Source organism: Haladaptatus sp. CMAA 1909 (genome assembly GCF_043952005.1).
In the GTDB taxonomy this organism is placed as follows: domain Archaea; phylum Halobacteriota; class Halobacteria; order Halobacteriales; family Haladaptataceae; genus Haladaptatus.
The window spans coordinates 1,008,258-1,035,060 of the sequence record NZ_JBIOAV010000001.1; the positions used below are offsets into that span (position 1 = coordinate 1,008,258).

At 61.9% G+C, this 26,803-nt stretch carries 28 protein-coding genes; 18 read left to right on the top strand and 10 right to left on the bottom strand.

Features of this window, described 5'->3' with window-relative positions:
* Positions 1 to 206: 206 nt before the first annotated feature.
* Together ACGYLY_RS05670 and ACGYLY_RS05675 are read right to left on the bottom strand one after the other, a co-directional pair.
* Positions 207 to 1,544 (bottom strand): DEAD/DEAH box helicase family protein, encoded by a 1,338-nt coding sequence (locus ACGYLY_RS05670; protein ID WP_395282576.1) that lies wholly within the window; start codon positions 1,542 to 1,544, stop codon positions 207 to 209.
* A gap of 23 nt (positions 1,545 to 1,567) precedes the next feature.
* A complete protein-coding gene (locus ACGYLY_RS05675) occupies positions 1,568 to 2,326 on the bottom strand; it encodes a DUF2797 domain-containing protein (RefSeq protein ID WP_395282575.1) in 759 nt (252 codons plus the stop codon).
* A gap of 163 nt (positions 2,327 to 2,489) precedes the next feature.
* On the opposite strand from ACGYLY_RS05675, the gene ACGYLY_RS05680 reads away from it, so the two are divergent.
* The 5 genes from ACGYLY_RS05680 (at position 2,490) to ACGYLY_RS05700 (ending at position 6,938) form a co-directional block, all read left to right on the top strand.
* The gene (locus ACGYLY_RS05680) at positions 2,490 to 2,717 is read left to right on the top strand and encodes a hypothetical protein (protein ID WP_395282574.1); all 228 of its coding nucleotides are present in this window, start codon (positions 2,490 to 2,492) and stop codon (positions 2,715 to 2,717) included.
* A gap of 219 nt (positions 2,718 to 2,936) precedes the next feature.
* Positions 2,937 to 4,016 (top strand): S8 family peptidase, encoded by a 1,080-nt coding sequence (locus ACGYLY_RS05685; protein ID WP_395284147.1) that lies wholly within the window; start codon positions 2,937 to 2,939, stop codon positions 4,014 to 4,016.
* Between the two features lie 151 nt (positions 4,017 to 4,167).
* Positions 4,168 to 5,304 carry a S8 family peptidase gene (locus tag ACGYLY_RS05690; protein ID WP_395282573.1) on the top strand — a complete coding sequence of 379 codons (1,137 nt, stop codon included), beginning with the start codon at positions 4,168 to 4,170 and terminating at the stop codon, positions 5,302 to 5,304.
* A gap of 100 nt (positions 5,305 to 5,404) precedes the next feature.
* Positions 5,405 to 6,556 (top strand): S8 family peptidase, encoded by a 1,152-nt coding sequence (locus tag ACGYLY_RS05695; RefSeq protein WP_395282572.1) that lies wholly within the window; start codon positions 5,405 to 5,407, stop codon positions 6,554 to 6,556.
* A gap of 52 nt (positions 6,557 to 6,608) precedes the next feature.
* Positions 6,609 to 6,938 (top strand): BsuPI-related putative proteinase inhibitor, encoded by a 330-nt coding sequence (locus ACGYLY_RS05700; protein WP_395282571.1) that lies wholly within the window; start codon positions 6,609 to 6,611, stop codon positions 6,936 to 6,938.
* Positions 6,939 to 6,950: 12 nt separating this feature from the next.
* Here ACGYLY_RS05700 and ACGYLY_RS05705 read toward each other — a convergent pair whose 3' ends face one another.
* Entirely contained in the window at positions 6,951 to 7,883 is a 933-nt protein-coding gene (locus ACGYLY_RS05705) for an NAD-dependent epimerase/dehydratase family protein (RefSeq protein ID WP_395282570.1), read from the bottom strand.
* A 148-nt stretch (positions 7,884 to 8,031) separates the two neighbouring features.
* Here ACGYLY_RS05705 and ACGYLY_RS05710 point away from each other — a divergent pair, with 148 nt between their 5' ends.
* From ACGYLY_RS05710 to ACGYLY_RS05725, 4 genes are all read left to right on the top strand, one after another.
* Positions 8,032 to 9,600: a Na+/H+ antiporter NhaC family protein gene (locus ACGYLY_RS05710; protein WP_395282569.1), complete on the top strand. Its 1,569-nt coding sequence runs from the start codon at positions 8,032 to 8,034 to the stop codon at positions 9,598 to 9,600.
* Positions 9,601 to 9,641: 41 nt separating this feature from the next.
* Entirely contained in the window at positions 9,642 to 10,187 is a 546-nt protein-coding gene (locus tag ACGYLY_RS05715) for a tRNA (cytidine(56)-2'-O)-methyltransferase (RefSeq protein ID WP_395282568.1), read from the top strand.
* A 3-nt stretch (positions 10,188 to 10,190) separates the two neighbouring features.
* Positions 10,191 to 10,544, top strand: a complete 354-nt coding sequence (locus ACGYLY_RS05720; RefSeq protein ID WP_395282567.1) for a hypothetical protein — start codon at positions 10,191 to 10,193, stop codon at positions 10,542 to 10,544.
* Between the two features lie 146 nt (positions 10,545 to 10,690).
* Positions 10,691 to 11,251: a metal-dependent hydrolase gene (locus ACGYLY_RS05725; protein ID WP_395282566.1), complete on the top strand. Its 561-nt coding sequence runs from the start codon at positions 10,691 to 10,693 to the stop codon at positions 11,249 to 11,251.
* 199 nt (positions 11,252 to 11,450) lie between these two features.
* Here ACGYLY_RS05725 and ACGYLY_RS05730 read toward each other — a convergent pair whose 3' ends face one another.
* From ACGYLY_RS05730 to ACGYLY_RS05745, 4 genes are all read right to left on the bottom strand, one after another.
* On the bottom strand, positions 11,451 to 11,948 hold the full coding sequence (locus ACGYLY_RS05730; protein WP_395282565.1) for a twin-arginine translocation signal domain-containing protein: 498 nt from the start codon (positions 11,946 to 11,948) through the stop codon (positions 11,451 to 11,453).
* Between the two features lie 482 nt (positions 11,949 to 12,430).
* A complete protein-coding gene (gene coxB, locus ACGYLY_RS05735) occupies positions 12,431 to 13,192 on the bottom strand; it encodes a cytochrome c oxidase subunit II (RefSeq protein WP_395282564.1) in 762 nt (253 codons plus the stop codon).
* Positions 13,189 to 14,922 carry a cbb3-type cytochrome c oxidase subunit I gene (locus ACGYLY_RS05740; RefSeq protein WP_395282563.1) on the bottom strand — a complete coding sequence of 578 codons (1,734 nt, stop codon included), beginning with the start codon at positions 14,920 to 14,922 and terminating at the stop codon, positions 13,189 to 13,191. Before ACGYLY_RS05740 ends, coxB begins: the two co-directional genes overlap by 4 nt.
* 190 nt (positions 14,923 to 15,112) lie before the next feature.
* On the bottom strand, positions 15,113 to 15,640 hold the full coding sequence (locus ACGYLY_RS05745) for a DUF6789 family protein (protein ID WP_395282562.1): 528 nt from the start codon (positions 15,638 to 15,640) through the stop codon (positions 15,113 to 15,115).
* Positions 15,641 to 15,753: 113 nt separating this feature from the next.
* Between ACGYLY_RS05745 and ACGYLY_RS05750 the strand changes: the two genes are divergently transcribed.
* Positions 15,754 to 16,173: a hypothetical protein gene (locus ACGYLY_RS05750; protein WP_395282561.1), complete on the top strand. Its 420-nt coding sequence runs from the start codon at positions 15,754 to 15,756 to the stop codon at positions 16,171 to 16,173.
* A gap of 14 nt (positions 16,174 to 16,187) precedes the next feature.
* Here the strand turns inward: ACGYLY_RS05750 and ACGYLY_RS05755 are convergent, their stop codons facing one another.
* A complete protein-coding gene (locus ACGYLY_RS05755; protein ID WP_395282560.1) occupies positions 16,188 to 16,517 on the bottom strand; it encodes a DUF6684 family protein in 330 nt (109 codons plus the stop codon).
* Between the two features lie 68 nt (positions 16,518 to 16,585).
* The gene (locus ACGYLY_RS05760) at positions 16,586 to 17,467 is read right to left on the bottom strand and encodes a heme-copper oxidase subunit III (protein ID WP_395282559.1); all 882 of its coding nucleotides are present in this window, start codon (positions 17,465 to 17,467) and stop codon (positions 16,586 to 16,588) included.
* 235 nt (positions 17,468 to 17,702) lie between these two features.
* Between ACGYLY_RS05760 and ACGYLY_RS05765 the strand changes: the two genes are divergently transcribed.
* The 4 genes from ACGYLY_RS05765 (at position 17,703) to ACGYLY_RS05780 (ending at position 23,070) form a co-directional block, all read left to right on the top strand.
* Positions 17,703 to 18,623, top strand: coding sequence for a 2Fe-2S iron-sulfur cluster-binding protein (locus ACGYLY_RS05765; protein WP_395282558.1), 921 nt, complete (start codon positions 17,703 to 17,705; stop codon positions 18,621 to 18,623).
* The gene (fdhF, locus tag ACGYLY_RS05770) at positions 18,616 to 20,958 is read left to right on the top strand and encodes a formate dehydrogenase subunit alpha (RefSeq protein WP_395282557.1); all 2,343 of its coding nucleotides are present in this window, start codon (positions 18,616 to 18,618) and stop codon (positions 20,956 to 20,958) included. The genes ACGYLY_RS05765 and fdhF overlap by 8 nt, the downstream gene beginning before the upstream one ends.
* A gap of 136 nt (positions 20,959 to 21,094) precedes the next feature.
* Positions 21,095 to 21,364 carry a hypothetical protein gene (locus ACGYLY_RS05775; protein WP_395282556.1) on the top strand — a complete coding sequence of 90 codons (270 nt, stop codon included), beginning with the start codon at positions 21,095 to 21,097 and terminating at the stop codon, positions 21,362 to 21,364.
* Complete coding sequence (locus tag ACGYLY_RS05780; RefSeq protein WP_395282555.1) at positions 21,361 to 23,070, top strand: molybdopterin oxidoreductase family protein; 1,710 nt, start codon at positions 21,361 to 21,363, stop codon at positions 23,068 to 23,070. Before ACGYLY_RS05775 ends, ACGYLY_RS05780 begins: the two co-directional genes overlap by 4 nt.
* A 3-nt stretch (positions 23,071 to 23,073) precedes the next feature.
* On the opposite strand, the gene ACGYLY_RS05785 is transcribed toward ACGYLY_RS05780, so the two are convergent.
* A complete protein-coding gene (locus ACGYLY_RS05785; protein ID WP_395282554.1) occupies positions 23,074 to 23,634 on the bottom strand; it encodes a GNAT family N-acetyltransferase in 561 nt (186 codons plus the stop codon).
* Positions 23,635 to 23,829: 195 nt separating this feature from the next.
* Here ACGYLY_RS05785 and ACGYLY_RS05790 point away from each other — a divergent pair, with 195 nt between their 5' ends.
* From ACGYLY_RS05790 to ACGYLY_RS05805, 4 genes are all read left to right on the top strand, one after another.
* A complete protein-coding gene (locus tag ACGYLY_RS05790; protein WP_395282553.1) occupies positions 23,830 to 23,961 on the top strand; it encodes a hypothetical protein in 132 nt (43 codons plus the stop codon).
* A gap of 2 nt (positions 23,962 to 23,963) precedes the next feature.
* The gene (locus ACGYLY_RS05795) at positions 23,964 to 25,010 is read left to right on the top strand and encodes a YeiH family protein (RefSeq protein ID WP_395282552.1); all 1,047 of its coding nucleotides are present in this window, start codon (positions 23,964 to 23,966) and stop codon (positions 25,008 to 25,010) included.
* A 75-nt stretch (positions 25,011 to 25,085) separates the two neighbouring features.
* Complete coding sequence (locus tag ACGYLY_RS05800; RefSeq protein ID WP_395282551.1) at positions 25,086 to 25,823, top strand: helix-turn-helix domain-containing protein; 738 nt, start codon at positions 25,086 to 25,088, stop codon at positions 25,821 to 25,823.
* A 51-nt stretch (positions 25,824 to 25,874) separates the two neighbouring features.
* A complete protein-coding gene (locus tag ACGYLY_RS05805) occupies positions 25,875 to 26,750 on the top strand; it encodes a sulfurtransferase (protein ID WP_395282550.1) in 876 nt (291 codons plus the stop codon).
* The last annotated feature ends 53 nt before the right edge of the window (positions 26,751 to 26,803 follow it).

The following is a 26,803-nucleotide window of genomic DNA, read 5'->3' on the forward strand; positions in this document are numbered from 1 at the left end:
CCATGTCAGAGGGAAGTAGGGCGTCCCCATTCGAGTGAAGGTGAACGGGCGTATTGAGTACTGCCACTATACTATCAAAAACAGAGATGCAGTAGATAGTATGAAAACAGAGTATACTATCATGAATGCCGGAGAAACAGTATCGATAAACCGGTGAGAAAGCAGCATCTCGCGAACGATGAAACGAACCGACGAGCGGTCGAAGGCTACCGGCGTCGATTTGCGACGCGGACTTCCGCCGTCTCCTCGGTGACGACCTCGTAGAGGAGCGCGCGTCCGCCGTCGCCTTTCGCCCGGAGGATTCGCCCGAGGCGCTGGGTGAACTCGCGTTCGCTCCCGCTCCCGGAGAGGACGATAGCGACGTTGGCGTCGGGAACGTCTACCCCCTCGTCCAAGACATTCGAGGTGATGACGCGGGAGTACTCGCCGTGGCGGAAACGGTCCAGAATTTCCCGTCGCTCGGGTGCCGACGTTCGGTGGGTGATGGCCGGGATGAGAAACCGTTCGGAGAGGCGGTAGACGAGGTCGTTGTGCGCGGTGAAGACGATTATCCGGTCGTCTCGATGGGCGTCGAGGAGGTCCGCGAGGAGCGTCACTTTCCCCTCGCTGTTCATCATGATGTCGCGTGCCCGCTGTTTCGCGAGCAGGGCTTCGCGGGCCTTCGGGTCGCTCCCCGAACGTTTGACGAGTTCCTGATAATCGCTGCCGCTCCGCATCTGAATGGAGGAACGGGCGAGGTAATCCGTGAACACGCCTTGAGCCTCCTCGTATCGTTCGCGCTCCTCGGGCGTGAGTTCGACGGTCATTCGCTTCACGTCGTAGGGGGCGAGGTGGGTTCCCGCGAGTTCGTCCACGTGAACGTCGAAGACCTTCTCCCCGACGAGTTCGCTCACGGTTTCGTGGGCACCGTCCGGTCGCTCGAACGTCGCGGTCAGCCCCATCCTCGCGGGAGCGGCGAGGAGTCGCGCGATTTCGCGGTAGCCCTCGCCGCCGAGGTGGTGAACTTCGTCGAAAATCGCGAGACCGAACCGGTCGCCGATGTCGTCGGCCCGGAGATACGCGGAGTCGTACGTCGAGACGGTCAACCCTTCGACGTTCTGCTCGCCGCCGCCGAGTTGGCCGATGGGCACGTCGAACTCGGTTTCGAGGACCCGTCGCCACTGTTCGAGCAAGTCGATGGTCGGGACGACGACGAGGGTCGCCGCCTGACACCGTTCGATGGCCTTCACGCCGATGACCGTCTTCCCGCTCCCCGTGGGAAGTTCGAGGACGCCGCGCCGTCCAGCGGTCTCCCACGCGTCGAGCGCGTCCCGCTGGTACTCCCGGAGTTCGTATGCGGAGTAAAGCGGGGGGAGGTCCGGAACGTCGAGGACGCTATCGGCCATCGAAAGCCCGCGTTCAGCACAGGAATCACGGATGGCGGCGTAGCGGTAGGCGGGCGCACGAAGGGTCTTCGAGCGTGGGTCGGGTTCGGCGAACGGAACGTCGCGCTCGCTCTCGACGCGGAGGGTACCGTTCTCGTACGAGAGGGTCACGTCTGCCACACCGAAAGTGGGAAGTCTCCGGCCTAAAAGGTGCCGAGGCTGGCCTGCAGGCTTCGGTCGGTCGCGCCGCGTTCGAGTTCGTAGCCGACGAGATCGCGCATGTCGGTGGCGTAGGTCGTCCCGCCGCGTTCGAGGACGAGGACGCGGCCTTGCGTCCCGAGGACGGTGCCGCTGGCGAGGGTTTCGTGGACGGGTGCCGACGCCAGTTCGAATCCGTAATCGAACTCGAAGGTATCGAGCGGGTCGAACCGGGACAGTGCGTCCTGCCACGCCGCGTCGTCCACCGATTGGTCGAGGGTCCGAATCTTCGTCGGGACGCGAACGCGGTCGGTGAACGTCTCCGCGATTTCCGCCTCCAGTTCGCGGGCGATTCGGCCGTTTTTCACGGTGTTGAGGTGTGCGGCGCGGTCGGCACCCTGTTCCCGAAGTCGGGTGTGAAGTCGCCAGTCGCGCGTGACGCCGACCTTGAACGTCCGCGGCGCGAAGGCCGCGAGGTAGATTGCGTGGTCCTCGTGGCAGTCCATCTCGTCCTTGAGACACGTGCCGGTACAACGAGCGCACACCCACGTATGGGTGTGGACGTCGCAGTATGGCGCGTCGGGCCGGGGACACGCGATATGTGTCGACCCGTCGAACGTTCCCGCACAGTGTCTGTCGCCGAGCGTGTATTCGAGTTCGTCGCCGCGTCGAAGCGGTTCTCGCGAGACGGAATCGCCATCGTCCACCAGCAACGCTGGTCGTTCCTCCGCATCTGCACCGGTTTCGTACCCGACAATTTGCACGGGTCTAGTTGGGTCGGACCGGGTAAAAGGCGTATCGTTCGACGGAACGAGAGATCGTGTCTCAAGTTGGATTTGTTCGATAAAGCAATTAAAATTGAATAATTTCAATATATTTGAAGCTAAGGAGAACAGATTAATAACCGGCGACGCGTAGTGGTGTGGTGTGTCGAATCATGACGTGGGGGGTAGCGAACGGGACACCGTCGAAGTCAATATCGGATACGATAGCAGGGACGGCAAGCAAGCGGCGCTGGATGCCGCAGTCGACGTCGTTCGGGAGTTCGAGTCGCTCGATGTGGTGACGGTTCGGATTCCGCGTTCGAGGTGGTCGGAACTCGACGGTCATTCCGAAATACGGTACATCGAGGAGAACGGCCAGTCCGGGGTATAAGCCGGCACCGGGGCGGTGGACGCAACCTCCATTAGCGTCGCGGCAGCAATTTATTTCGGAAATAAAAATAGAAAATTATATTACTACATAATTGTTTGTTGCAGTCGCATGGCAAGGAAAGCCAATGGCGTATCACGACGTAACATTCTCAAACTAACCGGCGGCTCGGTGGCAACGGTCGGTGCCACCGGACTGGCCGCGGCGGCACCGACGGACAAAGTGGAGGTGAACGTGGGGTTCAACAGCGCACGTGGGCGAGCGATGACCCGAAGCAGCGCGGACGACGTCGTCCGGGAGTTCGACTCCATCGATGCGATGACGATTCGCGTCCGAAAGCGCGCGGTGACGGCGCTCGAAAAGAACCCGAACATCCGCTACGTGGAGGAGAACGGAACGATGGAAGCGCTCGCTCAGACGACGCCGTGGGGCGTCGACCGCGTGGACGCCGACGTCGCACACGACAACGGTGACACGGGCGCGGGTGCGGATATCGCCATCATCGACACGGGTATCGACGACGACCACCCGGACCTGCAGTCGAACGTCGGCGCAGGAAAATCGTTCGTCTCCTGTGGGAGCGGCGGATTCACCGGGAACTGTCTCTTCTACGGCAACGACAACTCCTGCAACGATTCGTGGTCCGACGACAACAACCACGGTACCCACTGCGCCGGTATCGCGAACGGCGTGGACAACGGTCAGGGCGTCGTCGGTATCTCGACGCAAGCGACGCTCCACGCGGTGAAGGTCCTCGACTGTTCCGGCAGCGGAACGTTCTCCGACATCGCGGCGGGCGTCGAGTACGTCGCGGACCAAGGGTGGGACGTCGCGAGTATGAGCCTCGGCGGGTCATCCGGTTCGCAGGCGCTTCACGACGCGATTCAGTACGCCTACGACGCGGGCGTCGTCCTCGTCGCGGCGGCCGGGAACGACGGCCAGTGTACCGACTGCGTCGGCTACCCGGCGGCGTACGAGGAGACCGTTACGGTCGCGTCCTCGAACAGCGACGACGAGCAGTCCTCGTTCTCCAGTCAAGGACCCGAGGTCAACATCATCGCGCCCGGTACGGACATCTATTCGACCGTTCCCGGCGGCTACGACACCTACTCCGGCACCTCGATGGCGACGCCGCACGTCGCCGGTGCCGCCGGTCAGCTGATCGCACAGGGCTACTCGGCCCGCGACGCGGAGAGCCGACTCCTCGATACGGCCGAGGACCTCGGCCTCCCGAGCAACGAACAGGGCAGCGGCCTCCTCGACGTCGCCGCGGCGCTCGGCCTCGACTCCAGCGACAACTGAGAAATCGATGTCGAACAGGGTACAGACGACGGTACTTTCGCTTTTTCGGTGATATCGCGGTCTGACACACCGACCGATTGTCCGAACCCGCCCGTATTATTCCATACAATTATTAGTAAATATTATACGAGGGTATTTTATATATATGGTGATGGCGAAAGAAATGCGGAATACGACGCGACGAAGCGTGTTGAAAACGACCGGCGCATCCATCGTCGGGGTCGGTGCGAGCGGCGTCGCCGCCGGAACGGGCGAACTCCGGGAGGTGAACGTCGGATTCGAAAACCACGTCGGTCGGCGGATGGCCCTCGAATCGGCGAACCACGTGGTTCGGGAGTTCTCGGGAATCGACGCGGCGACGATTCGCGTACCCGCGGAGGCGATTTCCGCGCTCGAATCCGCAGCGGGCGTGGCCTACGTCGAGAAGAACGGAAGGATGCGCGCACTCCTTCAGGATGTTCCCCACGGTATCGACCGCATCGATGCCGACGTGGCGATAGAACACGGCGACACGGGCACTGGCGCGGACGTGGCCGTCGTCGATACCGGCATCGACGCCGACCACCCCGACCTGCAGGCGAACCTCGGAACCGGGAAGGCGTTCGTCGGCAGTTCGTGGAGCGACGACAACGGTCACGGCACGCACGTCGCCGGCATCATCGGAGCGGTGAACGACACGCGAGGCGTCGTCGGCGTCGCTCCCGAAGCGACGCTTCACGCCGTGAAAGTATTGAACGGCTACGGGTCGGGGTCCTACTCCGACATCGCGGCCGGTATCGAGTGGGCGGCCGACCAAGGTTACGACGTCATCAACCTGAGCCTCGGCGGGTCGTCTCGCTCCTCGACGGTCGACGCCGCGGTCCAATACGCGTACAACAACGGTTGTCTCCTCGTTGGTGCAGCGGGCGGTTCCGGGCCGTGCGGAGAAGACGGCTGTGTCGGCTATCCGGCCTCCGCGTCTGAAGTCATCGCGGTCAGTGCGACGAACGAAAACGACGGCCTTGCCAGTTTTTCGAGTACGGGTCCCGAAATCGAACTCGCCGCACCCGGCGTGGAAGTCGAATCGACGTACTGGGACGACACGTACGAGACGCTCTCCGGGACGTCGATGGCCACCGCACACGTTTCTGGCGCGGCAGCGCAGGTGATGGCCGCGGGATATTCGAACACGAGCGGACGCCAACGGCTGCGAGACACCGCGGAAGACCTCGGCTTGGCCGTCGACGAACAGGGGTACGGCCTCGTCGACGCGGCTGCGGCGCTCGGTCTCGATTCCAGCGACAACTGAGAAGTACGGACGCCGACGATTTATCCATCCTATAAGATCATATTATTATTTAATGCTAGTAGAAAAATTTAAGGTGTACTGTGATATTTTTCCACAAGCAATGCGACTCAACGAAAGTGGCGTGTCACGACGTAACGTACTCAAGGCAACCGGCGGAGCGACGGCGGGTCTCGCGATCTCGGGACTGGCCTCGGCGGCACCGACGGACAAAGTGGAGGTGAACGTGGGGTTCAGCAGCGAGCGCGGCCGGGCGATGGCCCGTGACGCCGCCGAGGACGTGATTCGGGAGTTCGAGTTCGACGCGATGACGATGCGCGTCCGAAAGCGTGCGGCGACGGCGCTCGAAAAGAACCCGAACATCCGCTACGTGGAGGAAAACGGGACGATGCACGCGCTCGCCGAAGACCTCCCGTGGGGGATCGACCGCGTGGACGCCGAGGTGGCACATTCGAACGGCTACCTCGGCGCTGGGGCGGACGTGGCGATAATCGATACCGGTATCGACTCCGATCACCCCGACCTACAGGACTATCTCGGGGCGGGTGCGTATGCGGTTTCGTGTTCGTCCGGCGAGTGTCAACAGGGCTGGGACGACGACAACGGCCACGGCACCCACTGCGCCGGTATCGCGGCGGCGAACGACAACGCTCAGGGCGTCGTCGGCGTCGGCCCGAACATCACGCTCCACGCCGTGAAAGTCCTCAACTCGCAGGGAGGGGGGTCCATGTCCGACATCGCGGCGGGCGTCGAGTACGTCGCCGACCAAGGCTGGGACGTCGGCAGCATGAGCCTCGGCGGGTCGACCGGTTCGGCGACGCTCCGGGACGCGTGCCAGTACGCCGTGAACAACGGCGTGTTCGTCGTCGCCGCAGCGGGTAACTCGGGGCCGTGTACCGACTGCGTGGGCTACCCGGCGGCCTACCCCGAAGTCATGGCGGTCGGGTCGACGAACAGCTCCGACGGCCTCTCGTACTTCTCAAGCACCGGCCCGGAAGTCGAAATCGCCGCACCCGGCAGCAGCATCTACTCCACGTACCCCGACGAGGCATACGACACGCACTCGGGGACGTCGATGGCCTGCCCGCACGTTGCCGGTGCCGCCGGTCAACTGATGGCACAGGGGTACTCGAACTCCGGTGCCCGCAGCCAGTTGACGAACACGGCGGAGGACATCGGTCTGGCGAGCAACGAGAGCGGGTCGGGTCTTCTCGACGTCGCTGCGGCGCTCGGTCTCAACTCCACCGACAACTGATCGCCACGGGCGGGGGACAACCTTTTCGAGACAGGACGGAGAAGGGGAAACAATGACGCTCGAAAGCGACGTGACGGCGACGACGGACGGCACGGTCGAGTTCGAACTGACGGTTCGAAACCCGGATACCGATTCGAGAAACGTGACGTTCAGGAGCGGACTCAAGGCGGATTTCGCCGTCCTCGAAGACGACGCCGAAATCTGGCGCGCGAGCGACGGGCGAATGTACACGCAGGCACTCCAGTCCGAATCGTTCGATCCGGACGTGGAAAAGACGTTCGAGGGAGCGTGGCCGGACCCGCGTCCGGGCCAGTACACCGTCGTCGCGACGCTCGAAATCGTGGAAGAGGACGTGGAAGCGAGAACGGATTTCAGCGTTTGATCGCTTTTCGAGTCAGTTCGCCAGTTCGTCGTACAACTGTTCGGCCGCTGCCCGAACCGCTTCGTCGCTGCTCTGGGTAGGGTTCCACCCGAGCGCGGACAGCTTTTCGATGGAGAGGCGCATCTTCGGGACGTCACCGGTCCACCCGCGGTCGCCGCCGGTGTACTCGTACTCGGGGTCGAGGTCCATCACGTCGGCCACGATGTCGGCGATGGCGTTGACCGAGGTGGTCGTCCGCGTGCCGAGGTTGTAGGTGTTCAACTCGTCGTCCGCGTTCTCGACGATGTGGCACATCGCGTCGATACACTCATCCACGTGTAAGTAGGATTTTTCCTGTCGTCCGTCGCCGAGGATGGTCAACGACTCGGGGTCTTCGAGTAGTTTCTCGATGAAATCGGGGATGACGTTGCCCCGTTGGTGTGGTCCGACGATGTTGGCGAATCGATACATCCACACATCGAAGTCGTAGGAGTGGGCGTAGGTCGAGATGATGCCCTCGTCCGCGAGTTTGCTCGCACCGTAGATGCTGATGGGTTCGAGCGGCGCGTAATCTTCGGGTGTCGGCATCGGTGCCTCGCCGTACACAGTCGAGGACGACGTGAACGCGAAGTTCGTGACGCCCACCTCGTGCATTCGTTCGAGGATGTTGTACGTCATTTCGCCGTTCTCCTCGAACAGTCGACGCGGACGCGAGTAGTTCGTGTCCGTGTACGCCGCGAAGTGAAACACCATGTCGAGTTCGTCGGTGACGACGTCCGCCACGTCGTCCTCGTCGGTCATGTCCGCTTGGACGAACCGGACCCCGTCGGGAACACGCTCTCGGTTTCCCTTCGAGAGGTCGTCGACAACCGTTACCCCGTTCGATTCGGAGAGACGCTTAGCGAGGTGGGAACCGACCAAACCGGCACCGCCGGTTACGAGAACTCGTTTACCGGAGAGTTGCATGCACCAATCTGTGTCGGTTCCCGGCAAGTGTGTTCCGGTCCTCTACAGGGAGAACGAAATTCGACCGAAAGGCGATTAGTGAAACCTTTCTTTATTTTTCATCTACGTCCAATAATACTTATACTCTACTATTGGTGTGTTTATCAGTATGCCAGCTGAGACGTACGGTCCGATATGTTTGTTACCAGCACTGCTAGCCATCGTGTTGACGCTCGTCTCACGACAAGCGTTGCTCTCGTTGTTCGCGGGTATCTGGCTCGGCGCAACGATTCTCGTCGGATGGAACCCGGTGGCCGGTGCCGCTCGAAGTTTGCAATTCGTGGTGACGAACGTCACCTCGACGTTCAACGTCAAACTCCTGTTGTTCACCTTCCTCATCGGCGCGATGCTGGGAATGATATTCCTCTCGGGCGGGATGGGGTCGGTGGCCGACGCCATCGTCAAGCGGGTGAAAACGAGCCGTCAGGCCCAACTCGGGACCTCGGTGCTCGGGATGCTCATCTTCTTCGACTCCTACGCCAGCACCATGATCTCCGGTTCGGTGATGCGCCCCGTGACCGACCGCTTCGATGTCAGCAGAGAGAAGTTGGCCTACATCCTCGATTCCACGACCGCTCCGACCGCGAGCATCGCCGTGGTCTCGACGTGGCTCGGCTACGAGGTCGGTCTCATCAAACAGCAGTTCGACGCGCTCGGAATCGACAGGAGTCCGTTCGTCGTATTCGTGCAGTCCATCCCGTTCCGCTTCTACAGCCTCTTCGCGCTGGTGTTGGTGTTCGTCATCGTCCTCACCGACTGGGACTTCGGTCCGATGCGGGCCGCCGAACGCCGCGCACGGAACACCGGGAAGGTCCTCGGCGACGACGCCAACCCGCTGATGGAGACGCAGGCGAGCGACATCGAGACGCCCGACAGCGTCGATCCGCGCTGGTGGTACTTCGTCTCACCCATCCTCGTTCTCATCGCCGTCACCGTGTTCAGCCTCTGGTTCACGGGCGGTGGAATGGGCGGTCGGTCGTTCAGCGACGCGCTGAAGAACGCCGACACCGCCAGCGCCATCCTCTGGGCGGCGTTCGCCGGGTGCGGGACCATCCTCGCCATCCTCGTCGGACACGCCCGCATCGAACTCGACGAGATAAGCGACTCCATCTTCGAGGGGTTCAAAATGGTGATGTTCCCCGTCGCCATCCTCTCGTTGGCGTGGAGCATCGGGTCCGTCAGCCAGGAACTGCAGGTCGGTGACTACGTCGTCAGCGTTTCGAGGGGACTGATCACACCTGAACTGCTGCCCGCGGTCATCTTCATCAGCGCCGCCATCATCAGCTTCTGCATTGGCACCTCGTGGGGAACGATGGGAATCCTGTTCCCCGTCGCCGTACCGCTAGCCCACACGCTCGGTTCTCCCCTCGTGATGGCCATCGGTGCTATCCTGACGGGGTCGCTCTTCGGCGACCACTGTTCGCCCATCAGCGACACCACCGTCATGTCGAGCATGTTCGCCGCGAGCGACCACGTCGACCACGTCAACACACAGATACCGTACGCCGTACTGGCCGCCGTGATAGCGACCGCCGCCTTTCTCGTCAGCGGCTACACCGGCATTCCGGTGGGGGTCACGCTCGCCCTCGGCGTCGCGCTGTTGGTCGGAACGACCTACTTCCTCTCCGAGTTCGTCGGCGTAACCGACGAACTGGGTGTCGCACAGACGTTCGAGTGAGATTCGAAACCTCCTAACCCGCTCGAACACCAGTTTCGGCCATGCACGACGAACCGTCGGTCACGGTCGTTCGTCTCGGCCACCGACCCGGACGCGACGAACGGATGACCACGCACGTCGGACTCACGGCCCGCGCGCTCGGCGCGGACCGCGTCGTCCTTCCCGACAACGCGGGCCAGTCACGGGAGACCATCCGCGACATCACCGACCGCTTCGGCGGCCCATTCGAGGTCGAACTGTCCGGCAGTCAGAAGGCGCTCATCCGAAACTGGGAGGGAACCGTCGTCCACCTCACGATGTACGGCGAGCGCGTACAGGACGTCGAACGAGACGTTCGAGAGGCGCACGACGACGAACCGCTCCTCGTCGTCGTCGGCGCGGAGAAGGTCACGTTCGACGTGTACGAGGCGGCGGACTGGAACGTCGGCGTTACCAACCAACCCCACTCCGAGGTCGCCGGACTCGCCGTCTTCCTCGACCGGTTGTTCGACGGCCGGGAACTCGACAGGGAGTGGGAGGACGCCCAACAGCGCGTCGTCCCCAAAGAGACCGGAAAGCAGGTGGAACCGGTCGAAGACGGGAAGTGATCGGTGACGATTCCCCGGCGAGTCGCGCTCGCCGGTTTCGAATGGTGCCCGGTTTCGACGCTCGGTCCCGTGACCACCCGGAACGACGAGCGGTGGGAGGAGGCGTGCGTTTCGGACGAGAGCCGACCGTATTTTTCGAGCGTTCGTGAGAAATTATATGCCCTCGGCCGACATACCGCGAAACGAATGGATTTCGCACCGAAGATCACCGTTCTCGCCGTTATTCTCGCGGTCGTCTCCGCCATTCTCGCGAATCGAGTGTTTCACAACCGACCGCTATCGGTGCTCGTCCTGTTGGTCGTCGGGTTCTTCCTCCCGTTAGTCCTCGGCGAACGGTACAAACGGATGCGTAACTAGCCCGATTTTCCACAGCCGTCGTAGCTGTGCCCCACGAAACGCGGGCCTAACCCTCTCCTTCGTCGGCTTGCCAGCTAGCGTAGCACACGTTTCGGACGTGTTTCTCGGCAAGAACGTATAAGCGGCCGACCACCCGTTGTGTGGGTATGGTCGACGTCAGCGGACATTTGGCGATGGCGCTGTTGTTCGCCGCTCCCGCGTGGCTGCTGTGGGAACGGCGGGGAAGTCTCGCGTTCGCGGCGTTCACCCTCGTGACCGCGATGCTGCCCGATACGGACCTCGTGCTTCGACACCTGATTCCGGCCGTTCACCACCACGGCGTGACGCACACGGTGTTGTTCGTCACCGTCGCCAGCGTCGCGGCCGGTGCACTCACGGCGACCCTCCTCACCTCACGCTTCGAAGCGAGCCGGTGGGTGCGGAGCGACAGGATCGACGAGGAAACCGTGTTCGTGTTCGCCACCGCCGGATTTCTGATCGGCGGCATGAGCCACCTGTTCGCCGACCTCCTCTCGGCACCCGACATCGCCCCGCCGTTGTCGCCGCTCTGGCCGGTGTACACCGAGCCGATAATCATCGACGTCATCTACTACGATTCGCCGATATGGAACTTCGGCCTCTTCGGGGTCGCGCTCGCGGTTCACTTCGCGCTCTTCCGCTCCGAACGTTCGCCGATCGAGACGCGCTACAGGATCGGCGACACGTAGCGTCGCGCGACGTTCGACCCGACGGAGTACGATGGACTCGTCCGGCAGGACGGTGAATGGCGACGCACCTGCGAACACACGACGAAGTCGCGGTTCATCCGTCTACGTCTCTCGGCGTCGGCGGCTCGATTCGTATAAAATTGGAAAAGTGTCGATTCGCGATACGCTCGTACTAAAAACGATGTTGTGGGATGGGGGATTACGCCGACGAATTGCCGCTAGTGGTCGTCGTTCCGCCACCACTTCCGCTCCCGATGCTGGTGCTCAGCAGGTTGAGTTCGCTGCTGAAGATGGACGCGTTGCCGCTGAAGCGTCGCGTGTCGCCCTGGCTCAGGGACTGGCCACCTTGTTTGAACATGAAGGTGGTGATCGAGCCCTGTCCGCCGTTGCCCCCGCCGAGCAAGTAGCGGATGATGTAGCCGCTGTAGTTGTCCGGCTGACTGATCTCCGGCACGTTGCCGCCACCGGGTCGTTCGAGGAGACGAACCGTCGTCGCCGCTTCCAGCGTGTTGACGACCCGGAACTCGACGTTCGGGTGGTAATCGTAAGTGTAGACCAGTACGTTGGTGGACTGCGCCGAAGCGCTTCCGGCGCTTCCCAATCCCAGTGCGAGCGCACCCGTCGCGAGTGCACCTTTCTTCATGAACGAGCGTCGGTCTTTCGATTCGACGTGTTCTTGTGTGTCACTTTCGGTCATTGCTACCTCGCCTCCGGTCTATGCCGGACTCGCTGATAAAGGGCATAGACGTTTCAGTTTGCCAATCATATCCTACCGACGGTTCATCCGGAACGTTCTACGTTACACCGGCGATATTGGTGATTACGAGGAGTTTCGAGGAGCCTGAACCACCTTTGTTCGGGTCGACGGCCATGCGGACGCAGGACGGTTCCTGCCTGCGTCCGCGACCCTTCGACGGGTGGACCGTTCCTCATCGGGGTGTCGCTTTCGCTTTCCGTCGGCGATCCTTCGGTACCTGTCCCCCTCGATGTCGAACCGAGACAACCACCGAGGCGGCCACTGCCGGTGGCCGCGAGGAGCGACGGCGGGGGAGGGAGTCGGACCGTTCCGTATCCACGGAGCTGTTCGGTAGTACTGCTTTGCGTGCGCGGAAGACATCTCCGTACTGTATTCCACTTCGAAAAATTCCTCCGACGGTCATACTCGGCGGGTCGGCGCTTTCACGCCGAACCCGTAGTGGCGTTCGTCGAGGACGCGTTGCCGGAGTTCCCCGACCCGTCTCGTTTCTGCTTGCGGAGCCACTGCTGGTATCGCTCCGGGCTGACGACTTTGACCGTCGCGAGCATCTTCGAGTGACCCGTTCCGCAGAACTCGGCGCAGTAGAGACGATAGGTACCCGTGTCGGTGAGGTGGGTTCTGTACGTGTTCGTCCGGCCGGGAAACGCGTCCTCCTTGATCCCGAGTTCGGGGATGTGGACGGAGTGAACCACGTCCTTCGAGGTGATGGTAAAGAACACCGTTCGGTTCGCGGGGAGGACGAGCGTGTTTGTCGTCGTCACGTTGCTGTCGGGGTATTCGAACATCCAGAACCAGTTCTGTCCGACGATGTGAACGTCGACGGCGTCGCTTCCCGCGTGGCTCTGTCCCGGTTGGGTCGAAACCATCGGACTGGTGAGAACCATGTACGACGACGCCCCGACGAACAGCAGGACGACGGCGACGGCGATGGTCCACGTGATTTCGAGGCGGCGGTTCTGTTTGGTCGGCTTCGGGTCGTCGTTGTCGTGGAACTTGATCATCGCGTAGAACAGCGCGGCCTCGACGATGACGGCGAGCGGAACCGCGACCCAGAGCAGTTCGTGATGGAGGTTACGGAGCAGTCTTTCGGTGGCGGAGTTGTACTCCGCGGCGGGCGCGAAGACGGAAACCACGGCGACCAACAGCGGAATCGGGAGGACTCCCCACAGACGAGTCAGTCTCACCGTTCTCCCTCCCGTTCCTCCAGTCGCCTTTCGAACCACTGCCACTCGCGCGAGAACTGGTCGGTCTTCTTCAGGTCCCACACGTCGGCATCACGAACCGGGTCGCCCATCCGGTACGACTGGACCATGTTCCAGAGCCAGACGATGACGCCGAGGCCGATGATGTACGCGCCGACCGTCGCGACCTGCTGGAGGAACGTGAACTCGGGAGGATACGTCGCGTATCGCCGCGGCAACCCGAACGCCCCCAAGAACAGCATGGGGAAGAACGTCGTCCAGACGCCGACGAACGTCAATCCGACGTGGACGAGCGCCAGTCGCTGGTTATACATCTTGCCGGTGAGAATCGGGAACCAGTAGTAGCTTCCCGCGAACATCGCGAAGATGATGAGGCCCATGATGACGAGGTGGAAGTGACCGACGACGTACCACGTGTCGTGCATGAGGAGGTCCACGGGAATCGACGCGAGGAACACGCCGGTGATCCCGCCGACGATGAACGTACTGACGCCGCCGATGCAGAACAACATCGGTGCCGTAAAGCGGATGTTCCCGTTCCACATGGTCGCGATCCAGTTGAACGTCTTTATCGAACTCGGTACCGCGATGGCGACGGACACTATCATGAAGGACATCCGAAGGCGCGGGTCGATGCCCGTGGCGAACATGTGGTGGGCCCAGACGCCGAACGAGAGCACGCCGATGGCCAGCGTCGTGTACACCATGTAGCGAAAGCCGAACACCTTTCGCCCCGTGAATTTGGGAAGGATGAGGCTGACGAGCGTGAGTCCCGGGAGGACGATGATGTACACCTCCGGGTGGCCGAAGAACCAGAACAGGTGTTGCCACAGGATCGGCCCGCCGTTTTGAATCGCGTAGAACGTCGTCCCGAAGTTCCGGTCGAGCAGCAGCATGATGAGGGCGCTTCCGAGCAACGGGAAGGCGAACAGGATGATGCCGCTCATCGTCAGGATGCCCCACGAGAAGATATCGACGTTCGCCCACGGGACGTCGTCGTCGCGTTCGAGCAGGATGGTGATGATGAAGTTGATGGCGGCTAACGTCGTTGCGATACCCGACAGGTGAATTCCGAGAAGAAGGATGTCCGTCTCGGGATTCGTCGTCATCGTGGAGAGCGGCGGGTACAGCGTCCACCCGAGTTCCGGCGGTCGAATCGCGAAGAGAAAGCCGAGGTCCATGCCGATGACGTGAAATAGCCGTCCGACGATTTCCGACGTGAGTCCCAGTCGGACGAGGAGCAACGAGGGGGGTAGCAACCAGAACGCGATGGCGTTCAACCGCGGAAACGCCATGTCGTCGGCACCGACGAGGATGGGGATGAAGTAGTTCCCGATACCCGTGAAAACCGGCGTGACGAACAACAACAGCATCGTCAACCCGTGCGTCGTGAAAAGGGCGTTGTACGTTTCGACCGTCCACACGGTCGCTTCCGGGTTCAACAGTTCCGTCCGCATCATCATCGCGTCTGTGGCCCCCCACAACCCCGCGAGGGTTCCGAAGATGAGATACAGAACGCCGATTCGGCGGTGATTGATCGTCAACAGCCACTTGAGAAGGTCCGAGACGTTCGGAATATCCATCTCCTCTTCGGTGACGACGCTGCCACCGTCCGCCCGTGCTCCGCGTGAAATCCCCCCGAATCGGCGGAAGACCACCGTCGTCCCCCCGACGAGGGCGACGACGACGAGGATCAACGGGATGCTCGTCACTACAACACTCCCCCAGAAGTGGTTCCGATTACCATGAAAATCACGTGCCTAATGACCTGAACTGCACACATAAACTTTGTTGCGGGGTTGAAAGACAGGTATGAATTACCACATGAGGTGGGTTGGTGAAAGCGGCAGCGACGTGGATGCAAGCGAATTTCGCTCGGCCGCAGGGTGGGCGGCGTCGAACTCACACACCGCTGTTCGCGGGCCGAGCGGTCGTCATCGGTTCGGTCCACCCGTACAGCAGTCCCAGTGTGAACCCGTACGCGAGATGGGCGAGGAGGGTCACGACCAGATAGAACAGCACCAAGATGACGTCCATCTGTGCGCTCCCGATGAGGATGAAGGCTATCCAGAGGACCGTCGCGAACACCATTCCCTTCACTGCCGGGTCGTTTTCCGGCGGGAGATACCCGTTGACGTAGACGAAAACGACCGGCCAGACGAGGATGCCGAAGACGAGGAACAAGATGACGCCCAAACCGACCTCCCCGGAGACGCCGAAGAAGCGAGAGAGGGCTTCGAACAGCGAGAGCTTCGACCGCGTTTGTACGTCGATGATGAGTAGCGCGAAGATCATCACCGTCGTTGCTATCACTCCAGAACCGGTCGCGCGTAGTATCCTGTGCATCGGTGGTCCGTGTGAATCTCCGGTGTCGTTCTCCGTACCGTGCTCCCCGTTGTCACACCCACCGACGGTATCGAGGGTAATCATACCTTCGCCCGCTGTCCGACCGCTCTCGGCGAAACCGCATCGCCACAGTCCTTTTGCGTCTCGCCGAAGTACCGCTCACAATGGTTCGGTCCCCATCGACGAGCAGGCGAGGTATGCTCAGACTCGTCGGCGGCGGTTCGGTCGCGACGCTTTCCTCTCTCGCCGGATGTTTCAACTTCAACGCGCCGGAAAATCCCGCCTCGGGTGCGTTCTCCCACGAGGAGTACACGCTCGGCGCGAAGATGACCGGATGGCGTGGTATCGAACCCGAGGAGATAAACGGCGAGTTGAACCCCGAACTCAAGTTTCGCCCGGAAAAATCCATCTGCGTCCGGTTCAAAAACCTCGACGGCCTCCGACACAAACTCGTCATCAAGAACAGTATGGAAGATACGCTCGAGGAGTCCCCCGTCTCCTCGAAGGAGGGCGAAACGGTGTCGATGACGTTCGAGTCGAGCCAAGAGATGACGACCTACATCTGCCCGTATTACTCCGTGCAGATGGTCGGTACCATCCTCTGTACGAAGTATTAGAACTGTACGACCCGTCACCGACTCGCCGGTACCCCCGTGTCGTGTTTCTCCTCCGACTCCTCGCTTTCCTCCTCCGAATCCGCGGCGAACCATTTTCTTACCCGGTTCGCGGTTTCCGATTCGCCGTCGGTGGACTCGCTGACGAGTTTGACGAGGACGTACGTCACCGGCCCGAGTACGATCAGCGGGACGAGATGGAGGCCGAAGATTTCGGTTATCAAGAACCAGTCCTCCCATCCCCACGGGTTGTACGCGATGAAGAGGGCAGTCAGTGCGACGATAATGGTCAACGGAACGACGTTTGGCACGCTGTCCGATAACTGCTCGCGGGTCAATCCGAGCATGTGAACGTCTCCACGGGCCGTTCACCGTGGTGCGTAAATAGGCTGTTGGCGGGGAGGGGTCGATCAGTCTACGGCATATCGAGCGAGGCACCGATGTACAGAGCGGTGACGAGGACGAGCCAAACGCCGTCCACGAAGTGCCAGTACATCGAGACGGTGCTTATCGAGGTCATTTTGTCCGCGGAATACTGGTTCAGGAACAGTCCGCGAACGAGGACGATTGTCAGCAGCAGGACGCCGAGCGTGACGTGAAGGCCGTGCAGTCCCGTCAGGCCGAAAAAGCCGCTCGCGAAGATACCGCTCGAAATCGTGTATCCCTTCTCGACGATGAAGTCGTAGTACTCGTACACCTGTCCCGCGAGGAACGTCGCCCCGAGGAGGACCGTGATGCCGAGCAGTTGAACGAACCGCTCGTGACGGTCCTGCTGAATCGCCCGGTGGGCGTAATGCATCGTCACGCTGCTCGTCACGAGGAGCGCCGTGTTGATGACGAGAATCGGACTCAACAGTTCGGGAACCGTCCCCCGCGGCCACGGATGAGCGCGGACGTAGAAGTAGTAGGTAAATCCCCCGCCGAAGGTGCCGACTTCGGTCAGAAGGAACAGTACCATCGCCGTCCGGAGCGTCATGGTGTCGTGGCGGTCGGTTCCGCGGAACCAGTATCGGTAGATGAACCCCTGATACACCCAACCGAAGAGTCCGGTCACGAACCCACCCATTCCGGCGAAAAAGAGTATCAAGCCGGGCCAGCGCGGGAGCAGTTGGTCGCTCCCGAACGTCAGCACGATGATGGACGCGCCGAGGTACATCGTTCCGACGCCCGATGCGCAGACGAACGGCCAGACGCTCGTCTCCTCGACGTCGTACGGCCATTCGAACACGCCCGGGTCCTCCTCCATCTTCTCTCGTTCCACGGACCGCGGACCGGTGCCGGTCGACTCGTCGGTCATCCGTCCACACCTCCCACTGGAACCGGGTATCGGACGACAGGCATGGATTACGAACTCAACCTTCTGGGATATAACGTCGTTGCCCGTTCGGTGCGGTGATGACGGTAGTATGACCGGAGTAGCCAGCAGGACTAAGTAAAATCTCGTGATACGCGTATGCGGTGTGTTATTCAATGTTCCGTCGCACGATTTGTCATAAGAAAACGGCCATAGAAGGCCTCAAACCGAGGCAGACATGAGTTCCGATCCGATTTGGGAGAGTTCACGAGACGAAGGTGGCCCCGACCTTCCGCTGAACGAGTACATCAACACGGGGACGGCGAACGACCCCGATGTGGGATCGACCGACCGCGCCGCCGTTACGGTCGATGGGGAGACGGTGTCGGTGGAGAAAGAAGCGACGCTCCTCGACGCGGTCGAACAGGTCGAGACGGACGGCTATGTTCCGGCGCTCTGTTCGTACGACGAGGACGAGCGAATCGGTCCCCGAAGCGAGTGCCGGACGTGCATGGTCGAAACCGAGGAACACGGTATCGTCCCGTCGTGTAGTTTCCCGGCGGAGGACGGGATAACGATCAGTACGGACGCCGAGGAGGCCGCGAACGCTCGGGACGTGAACTTGGACCTCCTCCTCTCGGACCACAACCTCAGGTGTACGACCTGCGGGAAGAACGGTCGCTGTGACCTACAGGACGTCTCCATCGAAAACGACGTGGTGGAACCGCGATACGGCGTGTTCGACGACCGGGACGAGTACGAACCCATCGACGAGTCATCGCCGTTCATACAGATCGACCGCAACAAGTGCATCCTCTGCAACCGTTGCGTGGAGGCCTGCAACGACGTCCAAGTCGAGGGGGTCCTGCGTATGGAGGGGAACGCGGGCGAGACGCGTATCGGCTTCCAGAACGGCGCGGAGACGATGATGGAATCGACCTGCGTCTCCTGCGGTCACTGCGCGACGGTGTGTCCGACCGGGGCGCTCGTCGAACAGAACATGACCGACATCGCCACGATTCCGGTGCCCGGATTCAACCAACACAACAGCATCGGCAAGGCGATCGGCGAGGACTACGAGCATCAACCTCGGCAGATGACGCCGATGAAAGAGCACCGAAAGGGTCGCAAAGGGGGTGCCGAATCCGACGATGACTGACGAAACACCGGGAACGAAGGGTTCAGAGGACGGCAGCGAGAAGAAGGGGGTTGCGGGATTCATGCAGCGGGCGAAGAAGCAGGCCCAAACCGCGGGCGAGAAAGTCGGGGAAAGCAACGCGTTCGAACCCGTCGAACACGTCGCCGAAAGTTTCGCCGCGAACACCATGTCCGAGGGCCGCCTGTTCGACATGGCGGACGCCTTGAGCGATTACCGACTCAGCGAGGTCGACGTCACCGACACGACGTGTGGCTACTGTGCGGTCGGGTGCCGGTTCGACATCTACTCGAAGGACGGCGAAATCCTCGGCGTGCGCCCCAACCCCGAGAAAGCACCGATAAACGGCATCTCGACGTGTGTAAAGGGGAAGTTCGGCTACAAGTACGCGGACAACGACGACAGGCTTACGCAACCGCTCATCAAGGAGGACGGCGAGTTCAGGGAAGCGTCGTGGGACGAAGCACTCGACCGAGTCGCGGAGGGCCTCTCCGAAATCAAAGACGAACACGGTCCGGGCGGATTGGGACTGGTCTCTTCGTCCAAGACGACGAACGAAGCGAACTACCTGATGCAGAAGTTCGCCAGGCAGGCCCTCGGGACGAACAACATCGACAACTGCAACCGACTCTGTCACTCCCCGACCGTCTCAGGACTGTCCCAAACGGTCGGCTTCGGTGCCGGTTCGGTCGGCACCGACGCCCTCGAAAATACGGACTGTTATCTCATCACGGGGTCGAACACCACGGAGGCCCACCCCGTACTGGCGACCCGCATCAAACAGAACGTGAGGGACAACGACGCGGACATGTTCGTCTTCGACCCGCGGAAGGTCCAGATCGCGCAGTTCGCCACGCAGTATTCCCGAATCGAACCGGGATACGACACGGTGTGGATAAACGGACTGATCCACCACATCCTCGAAAACGACCTGCACGACGAGGAGTTCATCGAGGAACGGACCGTCGGGTTCGAGGACGTAAAGGAGTGTGTCCAGGACTTCACGCCCGAGTTCGTCGAGGAGAAGACGGGCGTGCCGCCCGAAGAAATCAAGCACGCCGCGGAGACCATCGCCGAGGCGGATTCGTGTACGTTCTGCTGGACGCTGGGGTTGACCGAACACAGCCACGGAACGGAGAACATCATCTCGATGGCGAACCTCGCGCTCGTGACGGGTCACGTCGGAACCGAAAAATCCGGTCTGGCGCCGTTCCGCGGCCAGAACAACGTGCAAGGCGGTGGCGGCGACATGGGGCCGGTTCCCGGGAACTTCCCTGGCTATCAGAAGGTGACGAACGACGACGCGCGCGAGAAGTTCGAGGAGGCCTACGGCGTGGACCACCTCCCGGACGAGGAGGGCCACACCATCACCGAACAGTTCCTCGCCGCCGAGCGCGGCGAGATTCGGGGCATGTTCATTCAAGGCGAGAACGTGGTGTACTCCGAACCGAACGTCAGCCACGCCGAGGAAATCGTCGACGAGTTGGAGTTCCTCGCGGTCCAAGACATCTTCCTCACCGAATCCGCGAAGTACGCCGACGTCGTCCTGCCCGCGAACGCCCCCGTCGAGACGAACGGGACGTTCACGAGTTCGACGCGCCACGTCCAACTCGTCAAGCGTGCCATCGACCCGCCCGGAGAGGCGAAACCCGACTGGGTCATCACGCAAGAACTCGCAAAGCGGTTCGGCTACGACTGGGGCTACCGAAACCCGAGCGAGATAATGGACGAGATCAACGATCTCACGCCGATTTACGGCGGCATCACCCACGAGCGCCTCGAAACCGAGGGGAGCATCCCGTGGCCGTGTTGGGACGAGGACCACCCGGGGACGCCTCACCTCTACATGGAGGAGTTCAACACGGACGACGGGAAGGCCCACATGTTCCCGACCACCGCCTCCGGGCCGGTCGAAGCGGACATGGACGACGAGGACTTCCCGCTGGCGATGACGACCGGTCGCGTCCTCTACCAGTATCACACGGGGACAATGACCAACCGGGAACCCGGTATCCGCTCGTACACCGACGAGTTGTTCGTCGAAATCCATCCCGACACCGCCGAGGAACTCGGCATCATCGACGAACAGGAGGTCGAAATCACGTCCCGGAAGAACTCGATTACGGCCATCGCACAGATCACCGAGCGGCCGGGGCGGGAGGACGTCTTCGTTCCGATGCACTACTTGGGAGGAGACGTCGCCAACGAACTCACGGACGAGAAACACCTCGATCCACAGGCGCACGTCCCCGAGTACAAAGTCACGGACGTTCGGGTGTCCCCCGCCGGGGACGGCGAACGGAGCGAGGAACAGAAAGTCGCCGCAGACGACGACTGAACGAAATCCCATCACAATTTAGCACCATGCCAGACAATCCAACCGCGACCGACCACGAGTGTCAATTCTGTCACGAATCGTTCGACACGGAGGACGAACTCCGCGACCACATCAGCGAACAACACATGGGATCGGTATGAACCGTTCGTACACCGTCAAGCGGCTCCTCGGCATCGACGACGGTCTCGTCGGCGTCCAAAACGACCGCGAACACGACGTGCACGAGTGTACCGTCTGCGGGGCGCAGTTCGAGACGATGAGCATCACCTGCCCGGAGTGTGGAAGCCACCTCTTCCGGACGAAAACGGTCGTTCCAAACGCGTTGTTCATCCTACTCGTCATCATGGCGCTCGCCGGATTGGGCGTCGCATATAACGTCCTCGAAGGTGACGTTCCAAAGGGATGAGCCGGAGAGAAGCGCCGGACGACCCCGTCGAAAGCGTCTGTCCACGCTGCTCGGTGGGCTGCCGGCTTCGATACAGCGAGCGACGCGGCGGAGCGGTCGGGTGTGACGGCGCGCCCGTCAACACCGAGGGACGGCTCTGTCGAAACGGAATTCAGGCGTTCGACGGGTTGGACGTCGAAAATCGCTTGACACAACCGTTGATTCGAGAGGACGGCGAACTCGTGGCCGCGACGTGGGACGAAGCGTTCTCCCGCATCGAAGACGAGTTCGAGCGAATCCTCGACCGATACGGATCGGACGCGCTCTCGTTTCTCGGCGCGCCGCGTTGTACCAACGAGGAGAACTACCTCCTCCAGAAACTCGCGCGCGTCCTCGGAACGAACAACGTCGATAACCGCGCCCGGATCTGTCACGGGTCGGTCGTCAGGGCGATGGTCGAGCGCTTGGGTTCGCCGGGGATGACGAACACGCTTTCCGACCTTCCCGAGGCGGACGTCTTCTTCATCGTCGGTGCAGATCCTGCCAAACGCCAGCCTATCGCCTTCAACTCGTACGTTCGCCCGGCGGTCAACAACGGCGCGACGCTGATTCAAATCGATCCGGGGGAGAACGAGACCACGCGACTCGCCGACGTCCACGTCGCGCCGAATCCCGGCACCGACGCGCTGTTCGCGAGGGCCGTCGTCGCCGAACTCCTCGACATGGAACTGATCGACGGGACGTTCGTGACCGAACGGACGGCGGATTTCGATGCGTTCGCGGAATCGCTCGAAGGCCTTTCCGCCGAGGCGTGTGCCGACCGAACCGGCGTCGATGCCGAAACGGTTCGCGGCGTCGCCGAAGCGTTCGGCCGCGCCGACCGCGCCGCCGTCATCGCCGGGACGGGGGCCGAGGAGGACGACCATCGGGGAACAGCGACGGCGGACGCGCTCATCGACCTCCTCCTCGTGACGGGGAACATCGGCAAACGGGGAACCGGGATGAACCTCCTCCGCGGCCTCACCAACGAACAGGGGGCGAACGACGTCGGCTGTCGTCCCTCGACGCTTCCGGGCTTTCGTCCCGTTTCGGATCCCGACGCGCGTGCAATCGTCGCCGAGGAGTGGGGAATCGACCCACCATCGAGCCCCGGCCTCTCGGAACTCGACGCGGTTGACGCGTTCGGCGACTCGATTCACGGTGCGTACGTCATCGGCGAGAACCCCGCCGTGAGCAAGCGGGAGACGCAGGCCGTCGCCCGGTCGCTCGAAGCGCTCGACTTCCTGCTCGTACAGGAGGCGTTCCCGACCGAAACGGTCGAACACGCCGACGTGGTGCTTCCCGTGAGCCTGTGGGCCGAAAAGAGCGGCACGGTGACGAACCTCGACCGGCAGGTTCAGCGAATGCGTCCGATAACGACGCCGCCGGGCGGGGTTCGACACGACCACGATATCCTCGTAGAAATCGGTCGCCGCCTCACCGACGCTCGATTCGAGTACGACCGACCGAGCGACGTCTTCGACGAACTCACGCGCATCAACCCGCTGTACGCGGGGATGTCCTACGAGGGAATCGGACACGGCAGTCAGCGCTGGCCGTTTCCCGCGGGTGCGGAGAAGGGAACCGAAATTCTGCACGCGGAGCGGTTCCGAACCGGTCGGCGGCGGACGCCGCTCGAACCGGTCGATGGGTTCTGGCGGCGCGAACGGCCGCCGAAATCGAAATAGTCGCTACGTTCGTTCTTCCGTTCGCCACTCCTCGCGGAGCAGGCCGTACTGAACGATGTCGCGGTGTTTCCCGTCGATGAACATGAACTCGCGTCGGCGGCCTTCCTCGGTAAAACCGAGCGATTCCAGTAAGCCACGGGACGCGTCGTTGAACGCGAAGGCTCCGGCACCGATTGCCGGGGCGTCGTACGTCCGAAACGCGTACTCGATGGCCAGCGAGACGGCCGCTTTGCCGTATCCATTTCCGTGTTCCTCGGGAATCAGCCAGTAGACGAGTTCCGGACGCTTCCACGCCGCGTCCTCCACGCTAACGCACCCGATTCGCCGCACGTCTTCCTCCTCCGAGGAACCCGGACCGGCATCGTCCCCGTCGAGGCAGACGAGAAAGCGGTCCGCGTTTTCCTCCTTCAGATATTCTTCGACCTCCCTACGGGTCCTGAGCGGTTTCCCCATCGGGTAGCGGATTTCCGGGTTCGTCGCCTCGCGCTGGACGAACGAGACGTCTTCCTCTTCCACAGTCCTGAGCGTGATTCGTTCGTCGCCGTCGATGCGTGCGCCGGGCATTGGACCACTGTTTCGGAAGCCCCGTAATATGTTTTCCGTGATGAATTTTCGCGGCGGACGAATCCGGACGGCCGACGTTCGCCGCTCGTCCGTTCCGAAATCGCGAACGATTTTCGCTCCGAAAGTTGTCGCACGCTAAAGTTGTCGTACGACAACCGAATTCGTATTTCGGTTCCGACCGGAGTATCGACCACAGTGAGCGAAACCGTTCCTCCCTCCGAAGCCATGCTGCGATGGTGGACGAACCTCGAAAACGACTGGCAGGCGGTCTGTCTCGGACTGATTCTCCTGCTCGCCGTCTCGCTCGGCGTCTCGATTCCGTGGTGACGATGCGACGGACGTTCGTTCCGGGACTCGCGGTCCTCCTCTGTGTCGGCCTCCTCGCCCGTCTCGTCGCGTCGACCGTGGGACTCAACTACCTTATCGTGACGATACTCCTCGGGTTGCTCATCGGCAACGTCTACGGGGTTCCCGACTGGGCACGACCCGGCGTCGAGACCCACAAAGTCTGGCTCGAAGCCGGAATCGTCGTCATGGGCGCAAGCGTCGCCTTGGACCGCGTTATCGCCGCCGGGCCGACGATCCTGCTCCTCGTCGTCGCGACCGTCACGATGACGATTCTGGTTGTCGAACTCCTCGCCCGAGTCGTCTTCTCGATCCACGAGGAGACCGGGTCCCTGTTGGCCGCCGGTTCGGGAATCTGTGGGGTGTCCGCCGTCGTCGCCATCGCCGAGAGCATCGACGTGGACGAGACGCACGTCGCGTACGCCGCGGCGACGGTCCTTCTCTTCGACTCGACCACCCTCTTCGTCTACCCGCTCGTGGGTCACGCGTTGGGACTTTCGAACACCGTCTTCGGGATTTGGGCCGGACTGACCATGTTCAGCACCGGACCCGTGACTGCCGCCGGGTTCACATTCTCGAAGACCGCCGGGGAGTGGGCACTTCTCGTGAAGCTCACCCGAAACTCGATGATCGGACTCGCCGCCATCGCCTACGCCGTGTACTACGCCCGCCGTTCCGGCGAACCGCCACGAAACGCCGGAGCCGACAAAATCGTCGAAACCGACGGAGGCGATGGAACCACCACGGATGCGCCCGGCGATTGGCGGTTCCTCTGGAGCACGTTTCCGAAGTTCGTCCTCGGATTTCTGGCCGTCCTCCTCGTCGCCAACCTCGGCCTCCTCTCGGAGGCACAGAGAACCTCCCTGTCGAACGCCTCCGACTGGGCGTTCCTCCTCGCGTTCGCCGGGTTGGGTCTGGAGACGCGACTCGACGAACTCCGTTCGACGGGGTACAAACCGATCCTCGTCGTCCTCCTCGCCCTACTCGTCGTGGCCACGGCGATGCTGGTGGTCGTACAGGCGCTGTTCTGACCGTAGTTCGGTAATATTCGACCACGGTCCACCGATGGCAGTCTTTTTATCCGAGTGCCGACCTCATCGGGGTGAATGCGGGAGTTCACGTTCGCCATCGAGTACGAGGAAGGGGCCGACCCCATCACGGACGTCTTCATCGACCACCCGTCCGCCGTCGCCCACTCGCTCGATGGGTTCGTGACCGAAGACAGGTTTTGGCGAATCGAGCGCGTTTCCGGCCCCCAGTCCGCCCTCGACCGCATCGAGTCGGTCCGCTTCGACGATTCGTGTTGCGGCGAGTCGATAACCGGGCGAAACTGCGATGCCACCCGTTATCACGACGTCCTCGAACGGTCCTCGAACGAACTCGTCCTCTACACCTATCTGACGGACATTCGAGGCTGTGAATCGGTCCACACGCTCGCGGGAAAACACCTCCCGGCGGGGTTGATATTCGAAACCCGCCGTCGGGAATCCGCCCACTGGTGGCGCGTCCTGATGCGCTCGGACGAGCACGTCGGCGTGTTCTACGACGACCTCGGGGCGCGACTCGGGACCGGCCTCACGTTTCGGATGGGACACCTCCGGGACGCGGGCGGGTGGCGACAGGACTCGATAGCGACCGTCGCCATGCCGGAGGAACAGGAAGCGGCGCTCCGCGCGTCCATCGAAGCGGGCTACTACGAGACGCCGCGCGAAGCGACGCTGGACGAAATCGCCGCTGACCTCGACGTTCCGCGATCGACGCTCTCCTATCGGCTTCGACAGGCCGAGGCCCAACTCGCTCGCCGTTACGTCGGTGGAAACGAGGGCAACCGATGGCTCGAATGAACGGTCGGGGACGGCATGGGATTAATGCGGTTCCCACCACAACGTAGCACGATGACCAACGAAACCACCGACGCGCTGGTTTCCGTCGGCTGGGTGGTCGACCGACTCGACGAGTTTCGACGCGACGACCCCTCGTTTCGGCTCTTGGAGGTCGATATCGACCCGAGCAACTACGACGACGGCCACGTTCCGGGTGCGACGAAAGTGGACTGGAAGACCGAACTACAGGACTCCACGACGTTCGACGTACCGACGAAGGACGATTTCGAGGCGTTGCTCGGCGGACACGGGATCGACGAAGATAGCACCGTCGTCCTCTACGGCGACATGATGAACTGGTTCGCCGCCTACGCCTACTGGCTCCTCACGTACTACGGACACGACGACGTTCGATTGCTGAACGGGGGACGCGAAAGTTGGTTGGGCCGTGACGTACCGGTGACGGACGAGGTGCCACAGTTCACGGAACGGTCCTATGACGCGGCGGAGCCGGACGCGAGCATCCGCGCCGACCAACCGGACGTCCTGGACGCGATACCGGAAGATGCCTCGCTCATCGACGTTCGAACGCCGGAGGAGTATCGCGGCGAAATCCTCGCGCCTCCCGGATGGAACGAAGGGGTCCAACGCGGCGGCCACATTCCCGGCGCGGTCAACATCCCGTGGAGCCAAGTCGTCGATGACGAGGGTCGTTTCAGATCCGAAGCTGAACTCAGAACCATCTACGAAGGGGATGGCATCGACGGAACCGAGGAAGTGATCACCTACTGCCGTATCGGGGAGCGCTCCGCCCTGACGTGGTTCGTCCTCCACGAACTGCTCGGCTACGACGCCGTGCGCAACTACTACGGGTCGTGGGTCGAGTGGGGCAACACGGTCGGTGCGCCGATAGAGAAGGGCCAGCGAGCGGAAATTCGACAGCAATAGCTCCGGGAGAACCGTCGCTTATCGCTCGAACATGTTCGTAGCCACACCGATAT